Genomic DNA, 22,390 nt, shown 5'->3' with positions numbered 1-22,390 from the left:
TTTGTGTCATGCTATTGTCATTCTGTGGTTTTAGTATGAAGTTTTTGCAAAAGGTGTGAATAATATGCTGATTAAAAAAGGTTTTTCTCTGCTGCCTCTGAGCTTGTTGTCTGTAACTATACTCTCTGATGTTGCCATAGCCGCTGATGCTTGTGTTACTGCTCCTTTGGTTATAGCCCACAGAGGTGCCAGTGGTCATTTGCCTGAACATACGCTTGAGGCCTACCAACTGGCTATGCGGATGGGGGCTGATTTTATTGAACCCGATTTGGTGCCGACCAAAGACGGTCAACTTATCAGTCGCCATGAAAATGATCTAACTCATACCACCAATGTGGCTGTATTGCCGCAATTTGCCGATCGAAAAACCACCAAACGTATTGATGGCATTCCAATTACCGGCTGGTTTAGTGAAGATTTTACTCTGGCTGAAATAAAGCAGCTGAAAGCCCGTGAACCTTTGCCAGCGCTGCGCCCTCAGGGAGCAGATCACAACGATCAATATTCCATTGCTACTTTGTCTGAAATTGTCAGTCTGGTAAAACAGTTTGAAGCAGATACAGGCCGTAAAGTCGGGCTTTATATTGAAACCAAACACCCGACTTATTTTCGGTATGAAGGAAAAACTGCAGCGGGCAAACCTATAGCGCTGGATATCAGCAAAATGCTGGTGCAGCAATTAAAGCAGCTGCGGTTTACTGATCCAGGCCGCGTATTTATTCAGTCTTTTGAACTGCAGAACCTGCTGGAACTTAAAACGCAGTGGATGCCGGATCTAAAGCTTCAACTTCCGCTGATCCAGCTGATTGGTGATACAGACAAAGCCTATTTACCACCAAAAGACAGTTTTTCAGTACCTTATGACGTGTTTTATCATCAGCAACAAAATGCTGATTTAGCTGCCATTTATAAAGACAGCAGTTTTTTAGCCGCATTGCCTAAACCTTTGGATTATTCGGCTTTACTGAAGGACAAAGGCCTGAACTTTATGCATAGCTATGCCGCTGGCATTGGCCCCTGGCGCAGCAGTATGTATCAAAAACACAGCCTGAATTTAAAGCCTTTTGTCAAAGCGGCTCAGCAGCAGGGCTTAAAGGTACACCCTTATACGTTCAGGGCTGAAGCAAATTATTTAATGCCCAAAGATGACAAAACCACATTCAGTTATAACGAAGAACTGCAGGCCCTGTTTAAGCAAGGCATAGATGGGCTTTTTACCGATTACCCGGATTTAGCTTTGGAGCAACGTGCTTTGTTCCGGCAAAGTTGTAAGCCTTAACTGATTTTGGCAAACGGTGTTACGACAGGGATTTTACTAGTTCAGATCAGGTACAGACCAGCTCTGAACTAACCAATCAGCCTGGTGATCCAGCGAAATCCCACCAGGCTGCGCATCATTTTTACAGCGCTGTTGTGGCGAAGCTGAAACAGGCAACCAGCGCAAAAACTCAGCATTAAACCCGGTGTTGAACCAATAAAACTAAGGCTTGCTTCTGATAATTGCTGTTTTCTTATCAGCAGTAATTGCTGCTCTAACTGGCTTTGTGCTGTCAGCTCAGTCAGCTTCTGTTGCTGCTTAGTCAGTAGCCGTTGGATCAGCATTTGTGTCTTCCTTCTGTGGCCTGAACAATAGCAATTGCAATTGCCGCCAGGTATTTGAAAAGCCTGCTTGTGACAGCACATAAGCTAAACTGCGCCAACACCAAAACAATACAGCAAACTGCAACAGCAGCAAAGCCGTGGCTGTAATTGCGACTGAACTGCTTAGTTGAAACAGCACATAACCCAGCACAGCCAAAATACTGCCCCAGAGTAAAATCATGCCTGCACCAAAACACACTACTAAAGCCGCGGCAATGGTCAGGCTGCGGCCTGTGAGCTGCCATTCTGCCGTTGCTATTTGCCCTGTCAGTTTTAGTTGGCTGGCATAAGCTTGCTTGACTGAATTGCCAAGCGCAGCTATTTCAGCCAGTTGATCCAAAGCTTGCTCTGCCGATTTAGTCAGGGCAGCCTGTGTGGATACAGGCTGCCCTGGTTGTTCCGCAGCTGCTTCAGAGCTTTCACTAGGTTGCATAAATCCGCCTTGGTTGGTATTGCGTCAGTAACGGCTTTATTTGCCGCGTAGCAAAGCGGTTAACAATACACCAGCAGCAAAGGCGATACCTGCAGCGGCCAGTGGATTTTGCACTGCAAACTCACGGGTTTTACTGTAGGACAGTTGCAATTGTTGCGTAATTTCTTCTTGTTTGTGCGTCAGCGTTTCCTGAGAGCTGGCCGCTGTTTTACGTAATGTGTCTTCAGCTACTGCAGCTTTTTCTGCCACTGCGTCTACTGCATGATGTGCAGCTTCAATAGCTTTTTCTGTAATAGGCGAATTTAACGCACTGTTGCTTTTACTTGTTGCTTGCTCTGTTGCACTTTGTGAAGTGGCCATAATAAATCTCCTTGGTGAACACTGTGAAATGCAGCAATGGCTGCACTTTTCATCTTACTCTTTGCATTCTACTCTTTGCGTTTTACTTTTACGTTTAAATTAGAGCATGGGTTGTGCCAAATTAATATATATCAATAAAAACAGTGTTTTATCTGTTTTTTGCTTTCAGCGAACCTCCAGCCTGACTGTAGAAGTTACCCGTTGCTGGTAATTTTTACACAACAGTTCCCCATAGGTTTAAGGCTGCGTAAAAGCGCTTATATCTCACCCAGCCATTGCTTTATGTAGCGGCTAAGTAAAGCAGGTTGCTCTAAGGGCAACATATGGCCAGAACCTGCCACGGCATGAAAAACAACCGGACTGCTGGGCTGATGACGTTTCTGACTGCTCTGCATAAAATGCTGCATCCAGTGGGTATTGATCAGCGGGTCCTGTTCGCTGTAGACAAAACAAAGCGGCAAAGTCAGCTTGAGTAGTTCATCTTTCAGATCCCTGCGCTCTGACGTTACACCCAACTGGGCTTTTAACGTATCCTCGCCAAGCTCTGCATCCATCTGGCGGATGATGTTCACTATATATTGCAGTGCATCAGGGCTTAACTTCGCGCTGTCCACTAAGGCTTCAGCTTTTTTCTGGCTGATGCCTTTGTAACCAAATTCAGTGATCAGCTGCAAGCTATACTGACGTGAAACCTGCTCTTGAGCACTTAAAGGGCAGGGGCTATTGGACACCAGCATCAAAGCTGCAACTTTTTCCGGATAACGCACCGTTAATAATGCAGCTAAATAAGCACCTAATGAAAACCCGACTAAGACTGACTTGTGGGAGGGCAAAGCTGAGGCTAAATGTTCCACCAGATGTTCCGGAGCCGCCCCTGAAGGAATAGGCAAATGTTCCAGTTCATAGTCGCTAAGGTAAGGGGCAAGCTCAGTCCAGAGCCTGGCATTACATAGAGTACCGGGGATTAAATACAGTTTGGTTTTCATAGGGTTAGGCTTTTGACTACGACCATGGTCCGCCAGCATAAAAGAAGTCAGGATAAATACCAAACTATTGGTATCTTGAAAGACAGCTGCGCCCAGGAACACTCAAACTGGTGCTACATCACAATAAAAAAGCCAGAGCTGTGTAAGCTCCGGCTTTTGTCACTCTGGATTAGATCAGAAATCCAGTTTTAAAGTTACAGTCGCTGTGCGTTCTGCACCTAAGTAATAAGCGCCTTCCTGGCCACCTGCTAAGTAGTCCTGGTCCGTCAGGTTGTTCAGCACCAGAGATAAGTCCATGCTTTTGAACATATCTTTTGATGACAAGTCTTTGCTGTAGCCCACATAGAAGTCCATCAGGGTGGATGCAGGGATTTCGTCTTTATTGCCACCTAAAGCAGCACCAAAGTAGCTGTCTGTGCGTTTGGCGGTTAAACCTGCACGGTAAGCTTCGCCCTGATAACGCAACGACAGGCTGAGCATAGTTTCAGGTGAACCTGCTACTTTGTCGCCTGCAAATATAGCTGCAGGGTTAGGTACTGGTTGTCCGTCCGGTCCCAGCACTATTTTTCCCTCTCCGTCTCTTAGCACAGGGTTGATGGTCTGACTGTATTCAGCGTTATTGCTGGTAAAGGCACTGTAAATACTCCAGCCTTTGTTAAACTCCCAGTTTAAGCTGGCTTCCAGACCTTCAGATTCAATACCACCTACGTTGACATAAGTGCCGTCTAACTCGTTCAGATAGTCAGGGCCACCCGCACTGGCTCCTGGTTGCAGAAAGGTGATACGGTTATCAAACTTTACATCGTAATAGGTTAATGACAGGCTCAGGTCGTCACCAAAATAACGTAAACCTAAGTCGATATTTTTTGCAGTTTCAGCTTCCAGAGCATCAAAATCCTGATCGGTTTCTAAAATTGCATCGCTGATGGCTTTAAAGTTTTCCGCATAACCACCAAATACTTCGTAGCTGTCGTTTAAGCGATAAACAAAACCCAGGCTTGGTAATACATCTGAATCGCTGTCGAGATTATCTGTATTGGTTGTAACGATATTATCTTTACGACTGACATCAACAAAAAACTTTTTCACACCCAAAGTAACTGTTAAATCGTTCCAGTTAATTTGATCCTGTAAATAAATTTTCTGCGTATCAGTTTCGTAGTTACGGTCGTAATGCACCCAATACGGCTGGTTGTTGAAGTAGTGATACTGTTTCGGGTCAATCACATTATGCCAGTCGCGGGTTTCGTTACGGTCTTGCTGTTCAATCCAGGCACCTAAACGTAACTCATGATTGTCCATTGCCCATTTCAGTTCTGAGGTCAGGCCATAACGGTCTTTTTCATAGTGAGTATGACGGTAAGAGGCGACCCGTGTTGCACCTGTTAAATCTGCATTTGGATCCAGAATGGGTTGACCTGCCGCATTAACATACTGATAACGAACTAAGTTGCCATTGCCCGTGCCACGGCTGACGCGATTACCCGCAGCGTCTTCTACATAGACCTGATAAGGCGGCAACCAGTCACCACGGCCTGATTGCATATGTATATAAGGCGTGACGGTCAGGTTCAGGCTGTCGGTTAAGTCGGTATCAATTTTGACGTAAGTGAAGCTGTTTTCCCGCAAGGTAGACCAGGCTTCGGCGAAGTTCTGATCGATATCCGGGTTGCCAGTCCAGACGTTAGTCAGACGATCCCAGTCCGGGTTATCAAAAAACTGCTCTAAAGATACAGTGTTATAGTTGTCTTCTTCAGTATCATCATAAGAAAAACGTGCTGTGATGGTGGTATTGTCCAGTTCAGTGACTGTTTTCACTTCACCGTGCAGACGATCGGTACGGCCATTGCTGCCTGAACCTATCCATCTGTTGCTAAAGCTGTCGGATAAACTGACATAAGCTGTGGTATTCGCCCCTATGTCACCTGTATCAAAGCGGGTGTAGTAACGGCGGGCATTGTGATCACCACCTGTCACAGCTACAGCTAAGTTTTGTTCAGCTAAAGGGTTATTTGATACAAAGTTTAAGGTGCCGCCTAGAGCGTCTAATGAAGCGGATGCGATATCAGAGGTACCCTGGCCCACTTCAACATAAGCTGTGTTTTCTGTATCCAGGTAACGGTTGGCTTTGCTGCCACCACCGTAAGCTGACCCACCATTAGGTAAACCATCGACGGTAATACCCAATTGTTGTTCGTTCAGGTTCACGTTAAAACCACGCATTGAAATGGTAGTAGACCAGTCATCACCACCAAAAGCGTCACCCTGACCTACACTGATCCCCGGTAGCTGGCTGACTAAATCCAGCACGTTACCTATAGGAGCTTTGGTGTTTTTAATCGCTTCATCTGTACTGTTATTCGCATAACTAATGCGTTTGCCAGTAATAGCCAGCACTTCTACTTCCTGCTCGTCGGCTGCAGCAACTGCCGCTTCTTCTGCCATTGCAGGTGCCGATAAACCTAAGGCTGAACTCACTGCCAGAGCGAGCAGATGTTTGTGATGTAATGCCACGTGAAACTCCATATTGTTGTTTGAATTGAAGAAAGCGCGGCCATTCTGGACTGGTCTAATGACAGTGAAATGAAAGAAAGATGACAAAATGAAGTAATTGAAATGTAATTTTTATGGAAACCGATTTCGATGAAACTGAAGGAGAAAAAGAAAATAGTGGTATTTGCTCTGAAGTCTGGCCTATGCTGAATTCTGCTTCAGATGGAACCTGATTGATGAAAACACTGCTGTGGTTTGGCTTATTCTGCATTTATAGTTGTATTGGTCTGGCTCAGGCGCAGCAATTACAGCTATTGGTGGGTGTAGAAAAACCTCCTTATATTAAAGTGGCAACTCAAACCGGCTACGAGTTGGATTTGCTGAAAGCTGTGGTGAAGCGTATGGGCTTTGACAGTCAGTTTATTCACGTGCCAAACGGCCGTTTGCTCCCCTTGTTCAGCAATGGGCAGGCCGATTTAGTCTCATTGCAGCGCAGCACCCCAGCTGGGTTCTATGCCACAGAGCCTTATATCAGTTATCAGAATATTTTGATTGTGCGTCAGGACTTATATAAAGAAATCTTAAGCCTGCAGGACCTTGTAGGTCTTAGAGTGATGGCCTTTCAAAATGCCCGCCAGTTTTTATCACCTGACTATACAGAAGCCGTAGCCAAAGCCAGCAGTTATCTGGAAGTGGTAGAGCAACATCAAATGCCCTCATTGCTGTTAAAAAACCGGGTGGACGTGCTGGTAATGGACAGAAATATCTTCTGGCACTATTACCGGCAAACCGCGCCTGATGACAGCAGCCTGAAAGTTCTGAGTTTTTTCCAGCCGAATCATTACCATGTGCTGGCCCGCACCCCAGAAGTCGCAGATCGTTTTAATAAAGCTTTGGCGGAAATCAAACAATCAGAGCTATTTAGCCAATTGCAGCTGAGCTATTTTTCGGAGTTGAATCAGTAGGGGTTGGGTTTATAAGGCATTAGTGATTTTAGAAAAAGCTGTTGAAATAAGGGGAGGTTGGCGCTAGTTTTGTGTGAACTGTTGGTAAAATTTTGCTTGGGAAGATTAAAAGGTTAACCCCAACATTATATTTAATGGAGAACGTGAGTGTTCAGAAAGTTTTTAAGTGGTCTGGTATTTGGCTTTGGATTTGCAATAGCTTTTGTGTTCGTCGCCTATGTAGGATTGCAGTTAATAATTCCGGCAGTTATCAATAATTCAAATAAAACCCCGGAGTTTTCTGATGCAAAACCAGCGGAAGTTATAGAACAAGAGAGTGCTTCCCATCCAAGACTAGGAGCTGAGAGTAATTTTAAGTTGTATAAGGACTCTAGAGCTAAAATGCAAGTTCCTGATGGCGGTGGGATTTTGTCGATTGCATCTATACAGACCCCATCTGGAAATAAGTATCCAAGCACTTATCAACTGTGGATTACTCAGTCCGAATTCTGGCAGGTAAAAACATCTGAAGAAACCGTAGAAATAGAAAAACTTGACTACCCAGCTATCCAACCGATAAATGCTGTTGAATCTACAATGCGTAAGCAGGCGGGATATGCTATGAGCACCATGACCATATCTTCTGAAGAAGTATCTGTTCTAAAAATGGGACAAGGTTCGTGGCATGACAAAGACATGAACGGAAGAATGAAAATTACAAAAGAGGGCGTTGTTTTTATACAGCCGAATGAGTATTAAATCTACACTAGTTCAAGATTAAGGGCTTACAAGGATCACTGATACTCGAATAGATAAATTTTTACCTTAGTTAGCTGTGTTACTCGAAAATTCAGGGATTTCTTTTAAATTCACAGAGGCTAAATCAGTAAAGCGCTTTGGGCATGTGACTTTTCCCCAAAATTAGTTGGAGAGTAACAATGAACCACATAACCAGACTTCTTTTCCTTGTATTCAGTCTGTGCGCTCACAGCAGTGAACCTGTTGTACTTTCTGACTTTGCTGCTTTGCAATGGAACCAAAGAATTGTGGTTGTAAATGAGGTTCAAAGTCAGGAAGCTATTTTGGCGCTGTTTGAGAAAAACAAAAGTAAAATCGACGAGCGGGATATGGTCTGGTTTGTACTTACAGGCGATCAGGTTCAGACAAACTATCAGGGGACTTTGTCAGCGGATTTTGTAGCTAACACCAGAGAACGTTACCCGATCAAGTCTGGTAAAATTATGCTGATTGGCAAAGATGGCGGGGTGAAGTTTTTGCTTGATCGTATGGATTTAGAAGCGATATTCTCAGAGATTGATGCCATGCCTATGCGGCAAAACGAAATGCTGCATTGAGGTTGGTGCTGGTTGTGATTGACTGCTTGATGGTGCAATGCCGCTTCGCGGCGATTGCACACTACAGCCGATTAATACTTAGCTGCTTGATCCGGCTTAGGTAAAGTGGCTTTGATAAAGTCACGTAAATCCTGATTCGACTGACGTAAGTCGTCATAACGCAGGTACATCATATGACCGCTACGATAGCCTTTGAAGCTTAATCTGTCTTTCATTTTGCCGCTTGGGTCCAACTGCCACATATTGTATTTGGCATCAAAATAGTTGGTCGCGCCGTCGTAGTAACCCGACTGAGTCATCACATGCAGGTAGGGGTTTTGTGCCATAGCCTGACGCAGGTTTTCACCTGTATTGTCATTGCTTCTGTCCCAAGGGTGCACGTTGCCAAACATATTGTATTTAATGTCAGTTTTGTACTTCAGCTCGTTTTTCAGGTAATGATTAATAGCTGGGGTAAAAGAATGCAGCCATGAGGTTAGTTCGGCGTTGTAATCCGGTGCTGAACCTGCTTCTTTTTTATCTATGCCTAAATAACGGGAATCTAAACGGCCTACGGTCTGGCCGCGTTCACGCAGTAATTCTTTCCAGAAAAAGTTGTTATCAATATCTAAGTTATTTTGCAGTACAGCTTTGACTGATAAACCTGAATATCTGGCGACTTGCTCTGCAACTTTTTGTTTTTCAGCTTCAGGTAATGAATTGCCTTTAGCTAAAGCGGGCAGGTAGGTGTCTAGCGTAAAAGCTTCCACTTCAGGCAAAAAATCCAGTAAATCTTTTTGCTGAAATTCGCTGTTGAGTGCTTTGTGATACCAGGCTGTCGCCGCAAAATACGGCAGGCGGTTGGCAACATCGACAGGGCCGTCACGTTTAATACCTATGTCAGTGGGAGACACCAGCACTACGCCGTTTAAGTACATCCACTGCTGGTTTTGTAGCGCCAGAGCTAAACCTGAAACCCGTGTGGTACCGTAGCTTTCGCCAATCAGATACTTAGGTGATTCCCATCTGTTGTAGCGGCTAACAAAGGTATTGACCCACTCGGCCAGATATTTGATATCGGCGTTTACACCAAAAAACATTTTTTGCTGCTCATCACGGCTTGGCATTTTGCCATCTTTGCCCGGCAATACGCGGGAGTAAGCTGTATTCACAGGGTTTACAAACACAATGTCGGCCGTATCGAGCACTGAATAAGGGTTTTGTTTTACGCCGTAAGGCTGCAAGGGGTAACCTTCGCTATCTACATTCAGGGCTTTAGGGCCACTGTACGCAATTTGCATCCAGACAGACGCAGAGCCTGGGCCACCGTTAAAAGAAATCAGTAAAGGACGGCTTTTTCTGTCTTTTACATTCTGACGTTCATAATAGGTATAAAAAATGGCAGCGGTAGGCTCGCCTTGTTCATTCCATACCGGCTGAGTGCCAGTGTAGGCTTTGTAGTTAAAGCTTTGATCCAATACAGTGGTTTTATGGTCGGTAACCACCACTGAGTCTGCATCTATTTGAATCGACGCATTTTTTGCGGTTTTAGCTTCGTCTGCCTGAACAGCTGAGCTTAAACTGATGGTACTCAGGCACAGGCCGAGCACCAGGAGTGGACTAATTTTCATAAATTTCCTGATTTTACTGTTGTTATTTTAGTTCAGCCTACTGTTTAACTCAGAGCAAGTAAAATAACCACCCGGCTTGAGACTAATTCACCTGAACCTGGGATGCTGTGCTTTGTCTGTTGCTCCACACTTCTTGCCTGAAAGTCCAGCGGCCTGCTTTGGCTGATGCAGCTGTATTACTTTGCTTTTATACTGGGTTTACAGAGGTTCAGAGGAGTTTTAGTGTGAGCAATTTAATAGAACAGCAACTTGAGCAGCTAAAAGCCCAGGTTTTACCTCATATGCCAGGCTATGGCGGCATAGAAACTCCAATTCCTGAGCTGTTTTTATATCGTACTGACGTGACCACAGAAGTAACACCTGTGGTATATGAACCCTCTTTGTGCCTGATGTTGCAGGGTGAAAAAGAGGTGTATCTGAATAATGAACGTATTGTGTATGACCCTTTAAGTTATTTATTGGTGCCTGTAACAGTACCTGTCAGTGGCAAAGTCACAAAAGCCAGTATCGACAAACCTTATCTTGCCATTCGTATGACCATCGACTTAAAAGAGCTGGCCGATCTGGTTATAGATTTAGGCGGCAGGGTAGAGCGCAGTAGAGCGCAGGTAAAAGCGATGAGTGTAGGGCGGGTGGACGAAAGCTTATTGTCTGCCTTTAGCCGTCTGATGCAGTTACTGGATAAGCCCGCCGATATTCCAGTCTTGTATCCACTCTTGAAACGCGAAATTTTATACCGTTTATTGCTGGGTGATTCAGGCAGTCAGTTACGTGACTTTATGCTGCTGGACAGTCAGGGGCATCGCATCAGTAAAGTCATAGAAATACTGCGGAAAAAATACAACGAGCCGTTGCGGATCAAAGATTTAGCCGACGAAGTGCATCTAAGCGAATCTGCGTTATTTCAGGCGTTTAAAGCGGTCACTGCCATGTCACCTTTGCAGTATCAGAAAAAACTAAGGCTCAATGAAGCGCGCCGTATCATGTTGTACGAAGGGGTAGAAGCAGCCACCGCCAGTTATAAAGTGGGTTATGAAAGCCCGTCGCAGTTTAGCCGTGAGTACAGCCGTTTATTTGGTGCACCACCAAAAGCAGATATCGAAAGAGTGCGTTTGCAGGGCGGTTAATGGGTCAGAGCTTGTGCTCTGACCCTGATCCACTTATTGCTGTAACCACATCCGGGCGCTGCGGGCCGGTATAGTAACTTTTAACCACTGCGTATTGACCTGAAAACTGTTGCCGCTAATCACATCAGTGTAATTCACATACCAGTTCAGTTCATTGGCGTAGGTATCTACCCAGTACTCTTGTGGCGTATTGCATTTGTTAATGCCCACTATGCCTTTTTTATCCCGTTTAAACAGCAGGAAACACTGGCCACTGCCGAGCACCTGCATACCGCTGCCCTGAGTGCTGTTATGAAAACGGATCATGTTTTTAATATCGGCTCTTTTATAAAAATCCTGCCAGCGATAACCATCTAAATTAGCGGTTTCACCATGATCCGAATAAATCATCGGAGTGCCGCCGTTGCGGCCCAGAATATAAGCATGCGCCAGAGTTTCATCTGTGCTGTTCATGATCTGATAACGAAAGCCGTCATTGGTTGGAATGTCGTGGGTAATGGCAAAAGTGATAGCTTTATTCCAGGCCAATGCCTGGCCATAAGCACCAGGGTCGACCAGCAGATCCATCGAACCGCCAAAACTAAAGGCATTACGCATAGAGGCAAAAAGCGGGAAGTCGTAAGCACTGTGGCTGGTATTGTCCAGATAAGGTTTTAAAAACAGCTCATATTCCTGATTACCTGAACCGCCAGAGGTAATAACTTCGCCAAATACATGCATGCCGCTGATGATAGATGGCGTCAGCACAGAGTTGATATGAGCATTGCTCATATGTTTGACTGCATCCACCCGAAAGCCTTTAATGCCCATATTTTTCAGGGCTTGTAAGTAAGCTTGCTGCTGGCTGATCACCCAGTTGTTATTGTCCAGATCGGGTAAACCTGCATCACCGCCGCCACCGCACAAGCGGTAATTCTGCACTTGCCACACATCCAGGTAATTACTGATACAAGCCGGAGCGTGAAAGTCTGATCCGGACAGGAAGTTTTGGCTTAAATCACCAAATAATTTCTGATTATTGGCATAAGTCCAGTTTGCCTGATAACTGCTTAACACAGCTGAACCCGGATAATTCAGGTCGCTGCGCTGTGCACTTTCGTTTGCCATATGATTCAGCACCACATCTGCATAGACCTGAATGCCTTTGCTGGTCAGAGTTTGGATCAGAGTTTGCAGCTGTTGTTTATTGCCGCGTGGATGGTCAATTAAGCGTAAATCCTGTGGCTGATACCGGGCCCACCACTCATTACCGCTGGATTTCATCGGCGGCGCTATCAACACCTTTTTATAACCAGCTTGCTGAATTTCAGTGGCTTTAGCCGTGATTTCGCTGTAGTTCCAGTTAAATGCATGCAAAATTACATCGGCATGAGCTGAGCTTGCTGCCAGTAAGCCAGAGCCCACCAACAGTGCTTGTAGTGATAATTTCATTCGTTTTACCCTGTCATTGTCTTCTTTTTATCGTCATGCTCATCAACCCTGGCCTGGATGGCTTGTGGGTGTATGGCTGCTTTTATAATGCTATTCGCTTTTGTCCCCGGAGCTCTCCCTGCGGGTCATCATCGCTATGCACAGGTGACAGATAAAAGTTATGAGTAGTTGATGGTTTTGTAAACAAAATGACATGATTGTTTAATAAATGCATACGTATTCAGTGCAAAATGGCACTTTTTTGGTGCTAAACCGCACTGTTTTAGTGCTGTTTTTGCCAGTGTTCCAGCCATAACCAGACTTGCTGTTGCTGTTTTCTGTTAAATTCGTGGCGGGCTTCAGTCCAGATCTCAGTGCGTAATGCCTGTTCAGCCTGATGTGCTTGCCAGACTTTTTTCAATTGGCTGTGACCTTCTACCACCCCTTGCACCGGCATCAGCGGGTCTTGCCCGCCATTGATTAAATACAAGGCTTTGGGCGCCATTAAACTCACCTGATCCACCAGATCCAACTGACGGGCTAAGCCCGGATGCAGTAAATAAAAAGACGACTGGCCTTTAGTCAAATTTGCGCCGGGCTGCAGCAGCTGTTCAAAGGTATTAAACCAGCAAATAGCCGCAGCGGCCTGAATATGCTCTGACAAAGCTGCCACCTGCCAGGCCCGGTAAGCCCCCATCGAAAAGCCGATAGCAGCAACTTTACCTTTGGGCACATTGGGTCTTTGCGCTAAAAACTGAGCTAACTGCATATCTTCATAGGCCGACAAACCAGAAAGCGAATGCCCTGTTGCCAGCAAATTAGCGGCTAACTGCTGTTGTTGTTCGTACAACACAGGCCCACGTTCGCCAAAACCTAAGGTATCAGCGGCCAGCACCAGATAACCTTGCTCTGCCAAATCATCGCCAATAAAACGGCCACCATAGTATTTGTCGACCCAGTGTTGCGCTTCTGTTTTAACAGCAGAATCAACAAAAGGCCGGATCATTTTTTCTTTACCAATGGCAAAATAAGCACCGTGGTCATGCAGCAACAACACAGCGGCTTTAATCGGCTGATTTTTAGGTGTCAGCAACAATGCTTTAGTATGACTGATGCTGCTTAACGGGATTTGCCATAGTTCTGCCTGATAACGTCCTCTGTCTTCCTGCTGCAGCATTTGTGCCTCAGCCAGAGGGGTTGTTGCCGGAGCGAGCAGGGCATCCAGATAAAACTTTCGTTGCTGCTGTTGCCAATGCTGCACTGGTACTGAGGCTTGCCAACTGCCCGGATAAGTGGGGGTAGGGTTTACTGGTACTGTGATATCGGCATACGCAAAAAATACCGCTAAACCCAGCCACAACAACGCACTTATTCTGAACATCAGTCTTACTCCACCAGTCTTTTATTCAGCATAAAGGAAGGTAAAGCTTCAGGTGAAATTTCTGGCAGGAAATTCCATAAACCGCACAGCTCTGGTGATTAGTCGCGTCTTTTGAAAGCCTTGGTTCAAAGGGGTGCTTTGATCTGGCAGTTTTGTTATGCTCGGCATCGAATTTTATTAACACTCACCCATTTGTCAGTGAAGCACTTGCTTCCACTGCGAAGGGTATAACATCCGGGGAACAGGATAGATGAGATACGCATTAAGCGCAGTGGCATTGGCTTTGTTAACAGCCTGTGGCCAACCAAGTGACACCACAAAAAAACAAGATACCCTTATGACAGAAACTCAGGCCGCTCACCCTTTTACTTATCCTGTCACCGCTAAAGGTGACGTAGTAGATACATATTTTGAAGAAAAAGTGGCAGACCCTTACCGCTGGCTGGAAGATGACCGCAGCAGCGAGACAGGCAACTGGGTCAAAGAGCAAAACAAAGTGACTTTTGCTTACCTGGACCAGATTGCTTACCGTGACCAGATTAAACAACGTTTAGAAGCACTGTGGAACTACGAAAAAGTAGGCGCACCTTTTATTGAAGGCGAATACACTTATTTCTTTAAAAACGACGGTTTACAAAACCAGTCTGTGTTGTACCGTAAAAAAGGCGATAGCGAAGCTGAAGTCTTTTTAGATCCAAATACCTTCAGCACTGATGCGACTACCTCTTTAGCTGATGTGTCTTTTTCTGACGACGGCAAGACGTTGGCGTACTCCATCTCTGAAGGGGGCAGCGACTGGCGCAAAATTATCATCATCGATACTGAAACTAAAAAACCAATTGAAGAAACCTTGGTAGACGTCAAGTTCAGTGGCGTGTCCTGGAAAGGTAACGAAGGTTTTTATTACTCCAGCTATGACAAACCGGAAGGCAGTGAGCTTTCTGCAAAAACTGATCAACACAAGTTGTATTACCACAAGTTAGGCACTGCACAAAAAGACGATCCAGTGGTGTTTGGTGGTGTTGACGCTGAAAAACACCGTTATGTCGGTGGTGGTGTAACGGACGACGGCAAATACCTGATTGTTTCTGCCGCTAACGCAACTTCTGGCAACAAAGTCTTCCTGAAAGATTTAACCAAAGCCGACAGCGCTTTTGTCACTTTGTACGCAGATGGCAATGCCGACTTTGAGTTTGTCGACAGCCGTGGTGATGCGTTGTATTTTGTGACCAACTTAAATGCACCGAATAAAAAACTGATCAAAATTGACGCGACAGCACCTGAAGCGGACAAATGGACAGATGTGATCCCTGAAACGGCCAATGTGCTGGATGTCAGCAAAGGTGCAGGTTTCTTATTCGCCAACTACATGGTGGATGCGATCTCTCAGATTAAACAATACGACTATGACGGCAAACTGGTGCGTGATGTGACGCTTCCAGGCTTAGGCACTGTGTCTGGCTTTGGTGGCAAAACGAAAGACACCACTTTGTACTACAGCTTCACGAACTACAATACAGCACCTAGTACTTTTGCTTTTGAGCCAAAATCCGGCGAAACCAGCACTTATTACAAAGCTGCTGTGAAGTTTAACAGTGACGACTACGAGTCAAAGCAGGTGTTTTATACCTCTAAAGACGGTACTAAAGTGCCGATGATGATCACCCACAAAAAAGGCATCAAACTGGATGGCTCTAACCCAACCATGTTGTACGGTTATGGCGGTTTTAACGTTAGTCTGACTCCAGCCTTCAGCGTAGCCAACCTGGTATGGATGGAAATGGGCGGCGTGTACGCTGTGCCTAACCTGCGTGGTGGTGGTGAATACGGCAAAGCCTGGCATAACGCCGGTATTCAACTGAAAAAACAAAATGTGTTTGATGACTTTATTGCCGCTGGTGAATACCTGATCGCTGAAAAGTACACTTCCAGCAACAAACTGGCCATCCGTGGTGGTTCTAACGGTGGTTTGTTAGTAGGTGCTGTAATGACACAAAGGCCTGATCTGGTGAAAGTTGCCATTCCTCAGGTCGGTGTACTGGATATGCTGCGTTACCACACCTTCACTGCTGGTGCAGGTTGGGCTTATGACTACGGCACCTCAGAGCAAAGCAAAGAGATGTACGACTACATCAAAGGCTACTCACCAGTGCATAACGTCAAAGAAGGTGTTGCTTATCCTGCAACTCTTGTAACGACAGGCGATCACGATGACCGTGTAGTACCAGCGCACTCCTTTAAGTTTGCCGCTGAGTTACAAGCTAAAGCCACAGGTCCTAACCCACAGATGATCCGCATTGAAACCAATGCAGGTCACGGCGCTGGTGTGCCGGTATCCAAGCAAATTGAGTTAGCTGCGGATATCTTTGGTTTTACTTTGTTTAATATGGGTGTGAAAGAGTTACCTAAGAACTAATACCTTTGGTTCTTGAAACCGCAGCGTGGTTGACTTTGCTGCTTGCCCCTACGGTTTCGTGTAGCTTTTTTGTGTAAACAGAAAAAACCAGAGCCTGAAAATTCTGGTTTTTTTATTGGTTTCTACCTGACTGATGTAAAAACCTGCCCGCCACCTGCAATACATTTTGTCTTAGCTGATACATTAGCGGGCTTTCGCTTTGCCAGTAATGCCAATACAACTCTGTATCCAGAAAATAACCTGGGGTTAAATCCACCAGTTCACCGCTATCCAGCTGTGACTGCATTTGTAGTTCTGGCAATAAACCAAAACCTAATCCGGCTAATGTGGCTTTTAAAAAACCTTCAGACGAAGGGCACAAATGAAAACGTTGCGGCACTGCTTGTGCTACATACCGCAGATACTGATGCTGCAACTGGTCATCCTGATTAAATACCAGGCAAGGGGCCAAGCTAAGTTGAGCTGCTAAATTCTGAGTTAACTGATAACGCTGAATAAAAGCCGGGCTTGCTACAGCGCGGTATCGCAGCGCTCCCAAAGCCATCACTGCGCCACCATTCACTGGCTGAGGGCTGGCACAGATACAAGCCATTACATCCCCTTGTTTCATTCGTTTTAAACCAACGGACTGATCTTCCACTACCAGATCAAAACGCACCGCCTGTTGTTCAGGCAAGACCAAAGCTTCGGGTAACCAGGTGGCTAAAGAGTCGGCATTGGTGGCCAGTCGCACCACCAGATCCTGTGGATCGTCAATCAATCCCAAAGCGGTTTCCATTTGCCGCACCTGTTGTAAATGGTTTAACAAACGTTGTCCTGCAGCTGTGGGCACCGGCGGGCTGCTGCGTAACAACACTGGCTGACCCAATACAGATTCCAGCTGTTTAATCCGCCGGCTGATGGCCGACTGAGTTAGATGCAACACCAAAGCGGCCCGTTCAAAACCACCTTGTTCCACTACTGCAGAAAGTGCCTGTAATAAGCGATAGTCAATCATCAGTTTTTCTCATGGTGCATAAAATTTATTCGTTGGATTCATGGTAAGTCGGTTGGGTAAGCTGGCGCTACTACTTTTACGGAGTGAATGGCTTTTTTGGGGCGAATAATATGCTGTCGTTTTTTACCGGTTTTACTGTGGGTTTAAGTTTAATAGTGGCTATTGGTGCACAAAATATTTGGGTGCTCAGCCAAAGCATGGCGGGTGCAAACCGGCTGGTGATAGCTGCAGTTTGTATTTTATGTGATGCCGCGTTAATTGTTGTTGGAGTTTACAGTGTGCAGTTGATCCAGCTGTGGTTGCCTCCGCTGGTACCAGTTTTGACCTGGGCTGGTGTTGCGATGCTATTGTGGCTGGCCTTTGGAGCTGCAAAACGGGCCTGGCAGGGGCAAGGCGCTTTGCTTGCAAAAGCTGAAGTGCAAGTGCGTAGCTGGCCAAAAACAGCAGTCACTGCGTTAGCCATTACTTTGTTAAACCCTCATGTGTATCTGGATACAGTGGTATTGATTGGCAGTGTGGGGTCTGTTCAGGCCCAACCTTTCTGGTTTACCGTCGGCGCTTGTCTGGCGTCATTGTGTTGGTTCAGTGCCTTAACAGGTTTAGCTCCAAGGCTGAAAGTCTGGCTGAGTTCGCCACTGCGCTGGTGCTTGTTTGATGCTGTAGTGGCGTTGATTTTATCTGGCATAGCGCTGAAGCTGGCCTTTTAAAGCGATATCTGGCAGGGAAAAGCCGTTGTGTCACCCTTGCAGAGCTGTCTTTGATCAGGTCTGATAGAGGTCAGATTTCAGGAGACACCAGATGACAGACTTTCGTAGCGACACAGTGACTCAACCCAGCGAAGCAATGAAAGCCGCTATGCTGGTCGCGCCTTTGGGTGATGATGTATTTCAGGATGATCCAACGGTGAACCAGCTGCAGCGTTATGCGGCCGAACTTTTAGGTTTTGAAGCGGCTTTATTTGCGCCAAGTGGCACTCAAACCAATTTAATAGCCCTGATGGCGCATTGCCAGCGTGGTGATGAAGCCATAGTAGGGCAGCAATGGCATACCTATCGCTGGGAAGGGGGTGGTATGGCGGTGTTAGGTTCTATTCAGCCTCAGCCTCTTGAGCATCAAGCCGATGGTACTTTAGCACTGGAGCATATTAGAGCTGCGGTAAAACCAGACGACCCACATTTTGCCCGTACTAAATTGATTGTGATGGAAAACACCACAGGCGGTAAGGTATTGCCGCTGGCCTATATGAATTCAGTCGCTGCTTTGGCTAAAGAGCTGGGATTAAAGTGCCATATAGATGGTGCCCGTTTAATGAACGCAGCAGTGGCTTTAGCGACGGCAGATGATTCAGATCCAATCCAAAAAGCGCGGCAACTTTGTGCTGGTTTTGATTCGCTCTCTTTATGTTTATCCAAAGGTTTAGGGGCACCTGTTGGCTCTTTGCTGCTGGGCAGTCATGCTTTTATTCAGCAGGCAAGACGACTTCGGAAAATGCTGGGCGGTGGCATGCGTCAGGCTGGAGTGTTAGCGGCAGCCGGTTTATATGCTCTTCAGCATAATATTCAGCGTCTGGCAGAGGATCATCAGCATGCACAACAACTGGCTGATGGTTTACAGCATATTGCCGCTGAACATCCACTGCTCAAAGGCAAGCTGGAACTGGTGTCTGTTCATACCAATATTTTATTTACCGATATAGCTGTTGAAGTGGCAGAGCCTTTACTGGCTTATTTGGCGGCACAAAACATAAAACTGACCAGCAGTAATTACAACAAAGCCGATCAGAACTACAAAAGAGTACGTTGGGTCACTCATCTGGATATCAAAACAATAGATATTGAACAGACCTTGGCTGCGGTAAAAAATTTCAGCGGCTGACTGGGATTAACTGACTGATTTCTGAGGCGGCCCCCTCTGCTTTTTTTTGGTTGAAGCTGATAAGGTAAAGCCAAACTAAAAAACAAAAACTCCGGGGCCATCTATGAAACTCAGTTTAGTCGCTTGTCTGACCGCCGCTCTTTTTGCCAGCAGTTATGCCGATGCTGCTTATTACCGCTCACCTGCTTTGCAAAACGATCAACTGGTATTTACTGCCGAAGGTGATTTATGGCTAAGCCAACTTAACGGTGGCGATGCCAAACGTTTAACCACACATCCAGCCGAAGAAACTCAGGCGCTATTTACCCCTGACGGTAAAGCCGTCGTTTATGTGGCGGCTTATGACGAGACCCCGGATATTTATTATTTATCTTTAACAGGCGGTTCGCCGAAGCGTTTAACAGCACACAATGCCAAAGTAAAACTGCAAGGCTGGAGCCTGGATGGCAAATTGCTGTACAGCACTGATGCCATGACAGGCCCGGTAAACAGCTGGGTGCTGAAGCTGATGGATATAGACACTCAGCAAACCGAAACTTTGCCGCTGCTGGATGCAGTTGAAGCAGTGCTGGATCAGCAAAATGGTTATGTTTATTTTATCCGCTACGGTTTGCAACTGACCGGCGATAACGCCCGTCAGTATCAGGGCGGAGCTAAAGGCCAGTTGTGGCGCTGGAAACTGGGGTCAGTGCTCGAAGCAGAACGCTTATTGGCAGATCATCAGGGCTCTTTACGTAATCCTATGCTTTGGCAAGGACAGCTGGTGCTGGTCAGTGACGCAGGGGGCAATGCTAATTTATGGTCTTACGATCCTGTTTCTACACAGCTTAAAGAGCTGACCACACATCAGGATTTTTCCGTACGTTCTGCCCGTCTTGACCAAGGCAAAGTGGCCTATCAGTTAGGGGCAGATATTAAACTGCTGGATTTAAGCTCAGGCCAAAGCAGCACACAAACTCCTGCTTTGGTGACAGACTCACCGCAGCAACGTCAGCGTTTATTAACTGAACCTCTGAAGTATTTAACCTCCAGCTCTGTTGGCTTTGCCAAGGAAAAACTTATCCTGACGCTTCGCAGCAAAGTGCAGGTGTTATCCCGTTCGCCACAACGTATTGTTGAACTGGCTGTGCCTGAAACGGCCCGGGCCCGCAGCGCTGTGATCAGTCAGGATGGCAAATGGGTGTATCTGATTTCGGATCAATCCGGTGAACCTGAAATTTGGCAATATGCTGCAGATGGTTCGGATAAAGGCAAACAACTGACCAAAGACGGTCGTGGTTTTCGCTGGAATTTAGCCTTGTCGCCGGATGGCCGTTATCTGGCCCATGATGACAAACAAGGCCAGCTTTGGGTGTTCGATTTGAAAACCCAAAGCAATCAACTGGTCCACAAAACTGGTTTTGGGTTAGGCCCTTACAGCGATATGGTCTGGAACAGTTCCAGCAATGTATTGGCCTTTATTGCAGAACAAGATGGCACTGGCCGTCAGCAAATTGGCTTGTATTCGATGAAAGAACAACAGGCAAAACTGCTGACTACAGATAAATACAATTCCTACAGCCCGGCTTTTCACCCTGATGGTGACTGGCTGTACTTTTTGTCCGAACGCGAGTTAAAGGCTACCCCAGGTTCACCTTGGGGGGACAGAAATATGGGACCCGCTTTTGATAAAAGAGCCCAGGTATTTGCTTATGCGTTAACCACTTCTGCGCAATTTCCTTTTGATGCGGAAACTGAATTAACCGCCGGGCTTGAAAGCCAGGGTAAAACTGTTCCATTGAAAGACTTACCAGGGCAGTTATGGCAAGTACCGGCGGCAGCAGGAAATTATCAGAAACTGCAGGTCAGCTCTGATTATTTATACCTGCATGAATTTGAACACAGTGGGGATGCGGGTTCAGTGCGGGCCTTAAAAATAGAGCCGGAAAACAAAAAGCTCTTGAGTTTTGCCGGTAAAGTTCGGGCCATACAAAGTAGCGCTGATGGTAAATCGCTGTTTTTGCAGTACGAAACAGAGCCTGGAAAGTATAGATTTTTCTTAGGTTCAGCCGCAGCTAAAGCGCCAGAAGGCGAAGAAGCTGAACCCTGGGCCATTGATAAAATCAGCCTGACCGTCACCCCAAAAGCTGAATGGCAACAAATGTTCCATGATGCCTGGCTGATGCACAGGGAGTTTTTATTTGACCCGGCAATGCGTGGTGTTGACTGGGGCACCACCAAAAGACGCTATCAGCCTTTGCTGGAAAGGGTAACCGACAGATTTGAGCTGGATGATTTACTGGCACAGCTGATTGGTGAGTTGTCTGTATTGCACTCGCAGGTGCGGGGCGGCGATTATGCCAAAGCCAGCGAAAGCAGCAAAGCCGCCAGTCTGGGAGGCGAATTTGTCAGCCGGGATGGCAAGTTAATACTGCAGACTATTTATCAAACTGACCCTGACTTACCTTCGATTGCCAGTCCGCTGAACAAAGCCGGAGTGGAACTGAAAACCGGCGATCACTTGCGGGCAGTGAATGGTAAAGCTGTAGCTTCAGTGCTGGATTTACATCAGGTTTTACAACAACAACAAGGTCAGCAAGTGCTGTTGCAGTTAGAGCGAAATGGCAAAGCCCTGAAAAAAGTTGTAGTGCCAGTCAGCCCGCAACAAGAGCAAATGTTGCGTTATCAGCATTGGGTGCAGCAGAAAAAACAACAGGTGGAGCAACAAGGTAAACAGCAACTGGGTTATCTGCATCTGTACGCCATGACAGCCAGCGACATCAGCAACTTTGCCCGCGAGTTTTATGCCAATGTGGATAAACCCGGCCTGATCATTGATGTGCGCCGCAACAGGGGCGGCAATATCGACAGTTGGGTGATAGAAAAGTTATTACGCCGGGTTTGGGCGTTCTGGCAACCAACTCAGGGCAAAGCTTATAGCAATATGCAACAAAGTTTCCGTGGCCAGTTGGTGGTGCTGACCGACCCACTGACTTATTCAGATGGTGAAACTTTTGCCGCCGGTATTAAAAGTTTGGGTTTAGGCCCTGTAGTTGGGCAGCAAACCGCAGGAGCGGGGGTTTGGTTATCAGGTCGTAATTTATTAGCTGATATGGGGGTGGCCCGTGTGGCTGAAACAGCACAGTTTGATAAAGATGGCCGTTGGATTATCGAAGGCAGAGGCGTGAGCCCGGATGTGATGGTCGATAACTTACCTTATGCCAGCTTCAATGGTCAGGACGCGCAGTTGTCCTATGCCATCAGTTTGCTGCAAAAACAACTGCAGCAAAAGGCTGTGCCGGAACTAAAAGCAGAGCCTTTAAAGCCGGGCATTGCCAAAGACGCACAAAAGCTGAACTGGTAACGATATTTTTTATCGCTTT

General features: G+C 46.2%; 18 protein-coding genes. 9 read left to right on the top strand and 9 right to left on the bottom strand.

Going from position 1 to position 22,390, the window contains the following annotated elements; genetic code table 11:
- Positions 1-64: 64 nt before the first annotated feature.
- Complete coding sequence (locus RHEIN_RS04205; protein ID WP_008897732.1) at positions 65-1,279, top strand: glycerophosphodiester phosphodiesterase family protein; 1,215 nt, start codon at positions 65-67, stop codon at positions 1,277-1,279.
- A 68-nt stretch (positions 1,280-1,347) separates the two neighbouring features.
- Here the strand turns inward: RHEIN_RS04205 and RHEIN_RS20640 are convergent, their stop codons facing one another.
- From RHEIN_RS20640 to RHEIN_RS04185, 5 genes are all read right to left on the bottom strand, one after another.
- Positions 1,348-1,602 (bottom strand): hypothetical protein, encoded by a 255-nt coding sequence (locus tag RHEIN_RS20640; RefSeq protein WP_008897731.1) that lies wholly within the window; start codon positions 1,600-1,602, stop codon positions 1,348-1,350.
- Positions 1,577-2,074, bottom strand: a complete 498-nt coding sequence (locus tag RHEIN_RS04200) for a hypothetical protein (protein WP_008897730.1) — start codon at positions 2,072-2,074, stop codon at positions 1,577-1,579. The genes RHEIN_RS20640 and RHEIN_RS04200 overlap by 26 nt, the downstream gene beginning before the upstream one ends.
- Positions 2,075-2,110: 36 nt before the next feature.
- Positions 2,111-2,434: a hypothetical protein gene (locus RHEIN_RS04195; protein ID WP_008897729.1), complete on the bottom strand. Its 324-nt coding sequence runs from the start codon at positions 2,432-2,434 to the stop codon at positions 2,111-2,113.
- 257 nt (positions 2,435-2,691) lie between these two features.
- Positions 2,692-3,420: an alpha/beta fold hydrolase gene (locus RHEIN_RS04190; RefSeq protein WP_158005465.1), complete on the bottom strand. Its 729-nt coding sequence runs from the start codon at positions 3,418-3,420 to the stop codon at positions 2,692-2,694.
- A gap of 174 nt (positions 3,421-3,594) precedes the next feature.
- Positions 3,595-5,934, bottom strand: a complete 2,340-nt coding sequence (locus RHEIN_RS04185; protein ID WP_008897727.1) for a TonB-dependent receptor domain-containing protein — start codon at positions 5,932-5,934, stop codon at positions 3,595-3,597.
- Positions 5,935-6,149: 215 nt separating this feature from the next.
- On the opposite strand from RHEIN_RS04185, the gene RHEIN_RS04180 reads away from it, so the two are divergent.
- From RHEIN_RS04180 to RHEIN_RS04170, 3 genes are all read left to right on the top strand, one after another.
- Positions 6,150-6,878, top strand: a complete 729-nt coding sequence (locus tag RHEIN_RS04180; protein ID WP_008897726.1) for a substrate-binding periplasmic protein — start codon at positions 6,150-6,152, stop codon at positions 6,876-6,878.
- Positions 6,879-7,025: 147 nt separating this feature from the next.
- Positions 7,026-7,616 carry a hypothetical protein gene (locus RHEIN_RS04175; RefSeq protein WP_008897725.1) on the top strand — a complete coding sequence of 197 codons (591 nt, stop codon included), beginning with the start codon at positions 7,026-7,028 and terminating at the stop codon, positions 7,614-7,616.
- A gap of 179 nt (positions 7,617-7,795) precedes the next feature.
- On the top strand, positions 7,796-8,212 hold the full coding sequence (locus RHEIN_RS04170) for a DUF4174 domain-containing protein (RefSeq protein WP_008897724.1): 417 nt from the start codon (positions 7,796-7,798) through the stop codon (positions 8,210-8,212).
- 71 nt (positions 8,213-8,283) lie between these two features.
- Here the strand turns inward: RHEIN_RS04170 and RHEIN_RS04165 are convergent, their stop codons facing one another.
- Positions 8,284-9,822 carry a S10 family peptidase gene (locus RHEIN_RS04165; RefSeq protein WP_008897723.1) on the bottom strand — a complete coding sequence of 513 codons (1,539 nt, stop codon included), beginning with the start codon at positions 9,820-9,822 and terminating at the stop codon, positions 8,284-8,286.
- A 224-nt stretch (positions 9,823-10,046) separates the two neighbouring features.
- Between RHEIN_RS04165 and RHEIN_RS04160 the strand changes: the two genes are divergently transcribed.
- Positions 10,047-10,949 (top strand): AraC family transcriptional regulator, encoded by a 903-nt coding sequence (locus RHEIN_RS04160; RefSeq protein ID WP_008897722.1) that lies wholly within the window; start codon positions 10,047-10,049, stop codon positions 10,947-10,949.
- Positions 10,950-10,982: 33 nt separating this feature from the next.
- Here RHEIN_RS04160 and RHEIN_RS04155 read toward each other — a convergent pair whose 3' ends face one another.
- A complete protein-coding gene (locus RHEIN_RS04155) occupies positions 10,983-12,380 on the bottom strand; it encodes an alpha-amylase family protein (protein ID WP_008897721.1) in 1,398 nt (465 codons plus the stop codon).
- A gap of 262 nt (positions 12,381-12,642) precedes the next feature.
- Positions 12,643-13,740: a dienelactone hydrolase family protein gene (locus RHEIN_RS04150; protein ID WP_008897720.1), complete on the bottom strand. Its 1,098-nt coding sequence runs from the start codon at positions 13,738-13,740 to the stop codon at positions 12,643-12,645.
- A gap of 250 nt (positions 13,741-13,990) precedes the next feature.
- Here RHEIN_RS04150 and RHEIN_RS04145 point away from each other — a divergent pair, with 250 nt between their 5' ends.
- Positions 13,991-16,156: a prolyl oligopeptidase family serine peptidase gene (locus RHEIN_RS04145; protein ID WP_008897719.1), complete on the top strand. Its 2,166-nt coding sequence runs from the start codon at positions 13,991-13,993 to the stop codon at positions 16,154-16,156.
- Positions 16,157-16,268: 112 nt separating this feature from the next.
- On the opposite strand, the gene RHEIN_RS04140 is transcribed toward RHEIN_RS04145, so the two are convergent.
- Positions 16,269-17,153, bottom strand: coding sequence for a LysR family transcriptional regulator ArgP (locus tag RHEIN_RS04140; protein WP_008897718.1), 885 nt, complete (start codon positions 17,151-17,153; stop codon positions 16,269-16,271).
- 110 nt (positions 17,154-17,263) lie between these two features.
- On the opposite strand from RHEIN_RS04140, the gene RHEIN_RS04135 reads away from it, so the two are divergent.
- The 3 genes from RHEIN_RS04135 (at position 17,264) to RHEIN_RS04125 (ending at position 22,371) form a co-directional block, all read left to right on the top strand.
- Positions 17,264-17,860, top strand: a complete 597-nt coding sequence (locus RHEIN_RS04135) for a LysE/ArgO family amino acid transporter (RefSeq protein ID WP_008897717.1) — start codon at positions 17,264-17,266, stop codon at positions 17,858-17,860.
- Positions 17,861-17,951: 91 nt separating this feature from the next.
- Positions 17,952-19,028 (top strand): low-specificity L-threonine aldolase, encoded by a 1,077-nt coding sequence (gene ltaE / locus RHEIN_RS04130; RefSeq protein WP_008897716.1) that lies wholly within the window; start codon positions 17,952-17,954, stop codon positions 19,026-19,028.
- A 103-nt stretch (positions 19,029-19,131) separates the two neighbouring features.
- The gene (locus RHEIN_RS04125) at positions 19,132-22,371 is read left to right on the top strand and encodes a S41 family peptidase (RefSeq protein ID WP_008897715.1); all 3,240 of its coding nucleotides are present in this window, start codon (positions 19,132-19,134) and stop codon (positions 22,369-22,371) included.
- Positions 22,372-22,390 lie beyond the last annotated feature (19 nt).

Source organism: Rheinheimera sp. A13L (assembly GCF_000217935.1).
In the GTDB taxonomy this organism is placed as follows: Bacteria; Pseudomonadota; Gammaproteobacteria; order Enterobacterales; family Alteromonadaceae; genus Pararheinheimera.
This window is presented reverse-complemented; position numbering and strand designations above follow the sequence as displayed.

Excerpts from the sequence above, each read along its gene's own strand:
- RHEIN_RS04205 (WP_008897732.1), top strand. The coding sequence starts at position 65 with ATGCTGATTAAAAAAGGTTTTTCTCTGCTGCCTCTGAGCTTGTTGTCT.
- RHEIN_RS20640 (WP_008897731.1), bottom strand. The coding sequence starts at position 1,602 with ATGCTGATCCAACGGCTACTGACTAAGCAGCAACAGAAGCTGACTGAG.
- RHEIN_RS04200 (WP_008897730.1), bottom strand. The coding sequence starts at position 2,074 with ATGCAACCTAGTGAAAGCTCTGAAGCAGCTGCGGAACAACCAGGGCAG.
- RHEIN_RS04195 (WP_008897729.1), bottom strand. The coding sequence starts at position 2,434 with ATGGCCACTTCACAAAGTGCAACAGAGCAAGCAACAAGTAAAAGCAAC.
- RHEIN_RS04190 (WP_158005465.1), bottom strand. The coding sequence starts at position 3,420 with ATGAAAACCAAACTGTATTTAATCCCCGGTACTCTATGTAATGCCAGG.
- RHEIN_RS04180 (WP_008897726.1), top strand. The coding sequence starts at position 6,150 with ATGAAAACACTGCTGTGGTTTGGCTTATTCTGCATTTATAGTTGTATT.
- RHEIN_RS04170 (WP_008897724.1), top strand. The coding sequence starts at position 7,796 with ATGAACCACATAACCAGACTTCTTTTCCTTGTATTCAGTCTGTGCGCT.
- RHEIN_RS04165 (WP_008897723.1), bottom strand. The coding sequence starts at position 9,822 with ATGAAAATTAGTCCACTCCTGGTGCTCGGCCTGTGCCTGAGTACCATC.
- RHEIN_RS04155 (WP_008897721.1), bottom strand. The coding sequence starts at position 12,380 with ATGAAATTATCACTACAAGCACTGTTGGTGGGCTCTGGCTTACTGGCA.
- RHEIN_RS04150 (WP_008897720.1), bottom strand. The coding sequence starts at position 13,740 with ATGTTCAGAATAAGTGCGTTGTTGTGGCTGGGTTTAGCGGTATTTTTT.
- RHEIN_RS04145 (WP_008897719.1), top strand. The coding sequence starts at position 13,991 with ATGAGATACGCATTAAGCGCAGTGGCATTGGCTTTGTTAACAGCCTGT.
- RHEIN_RS04140 (WP_008897718.1), bottom strand. The coding sequence starts at position 17,153 with ATGATTGACTATCGCTTATTACAGGCACTTTCTGCAGTAGTGGAACAA.
- RHEIN_RS04135 (WP_008897717.1), top strand. The coding sequence starts at position 17,264 with ATGCTGTCGTTTTTTACCGGTTTTACTGTGGGTTTAAGTTTAATAGTG.
- ltaE (WP_008897716.1), top strand. The coding sequence starts at position 17,952 with ATGACAGACTTTCGTAGCGACACAGTGACTCAACCCAGCGAAGCAATG.
- RHEIN_RS04125 (WP_008897715.1), top strand. The coding sequence starts at position 19,132 with ATGAAACTCAGTTTAGTCGCTTGTCTGACCGCCGCTCTTTTTGCCAGC.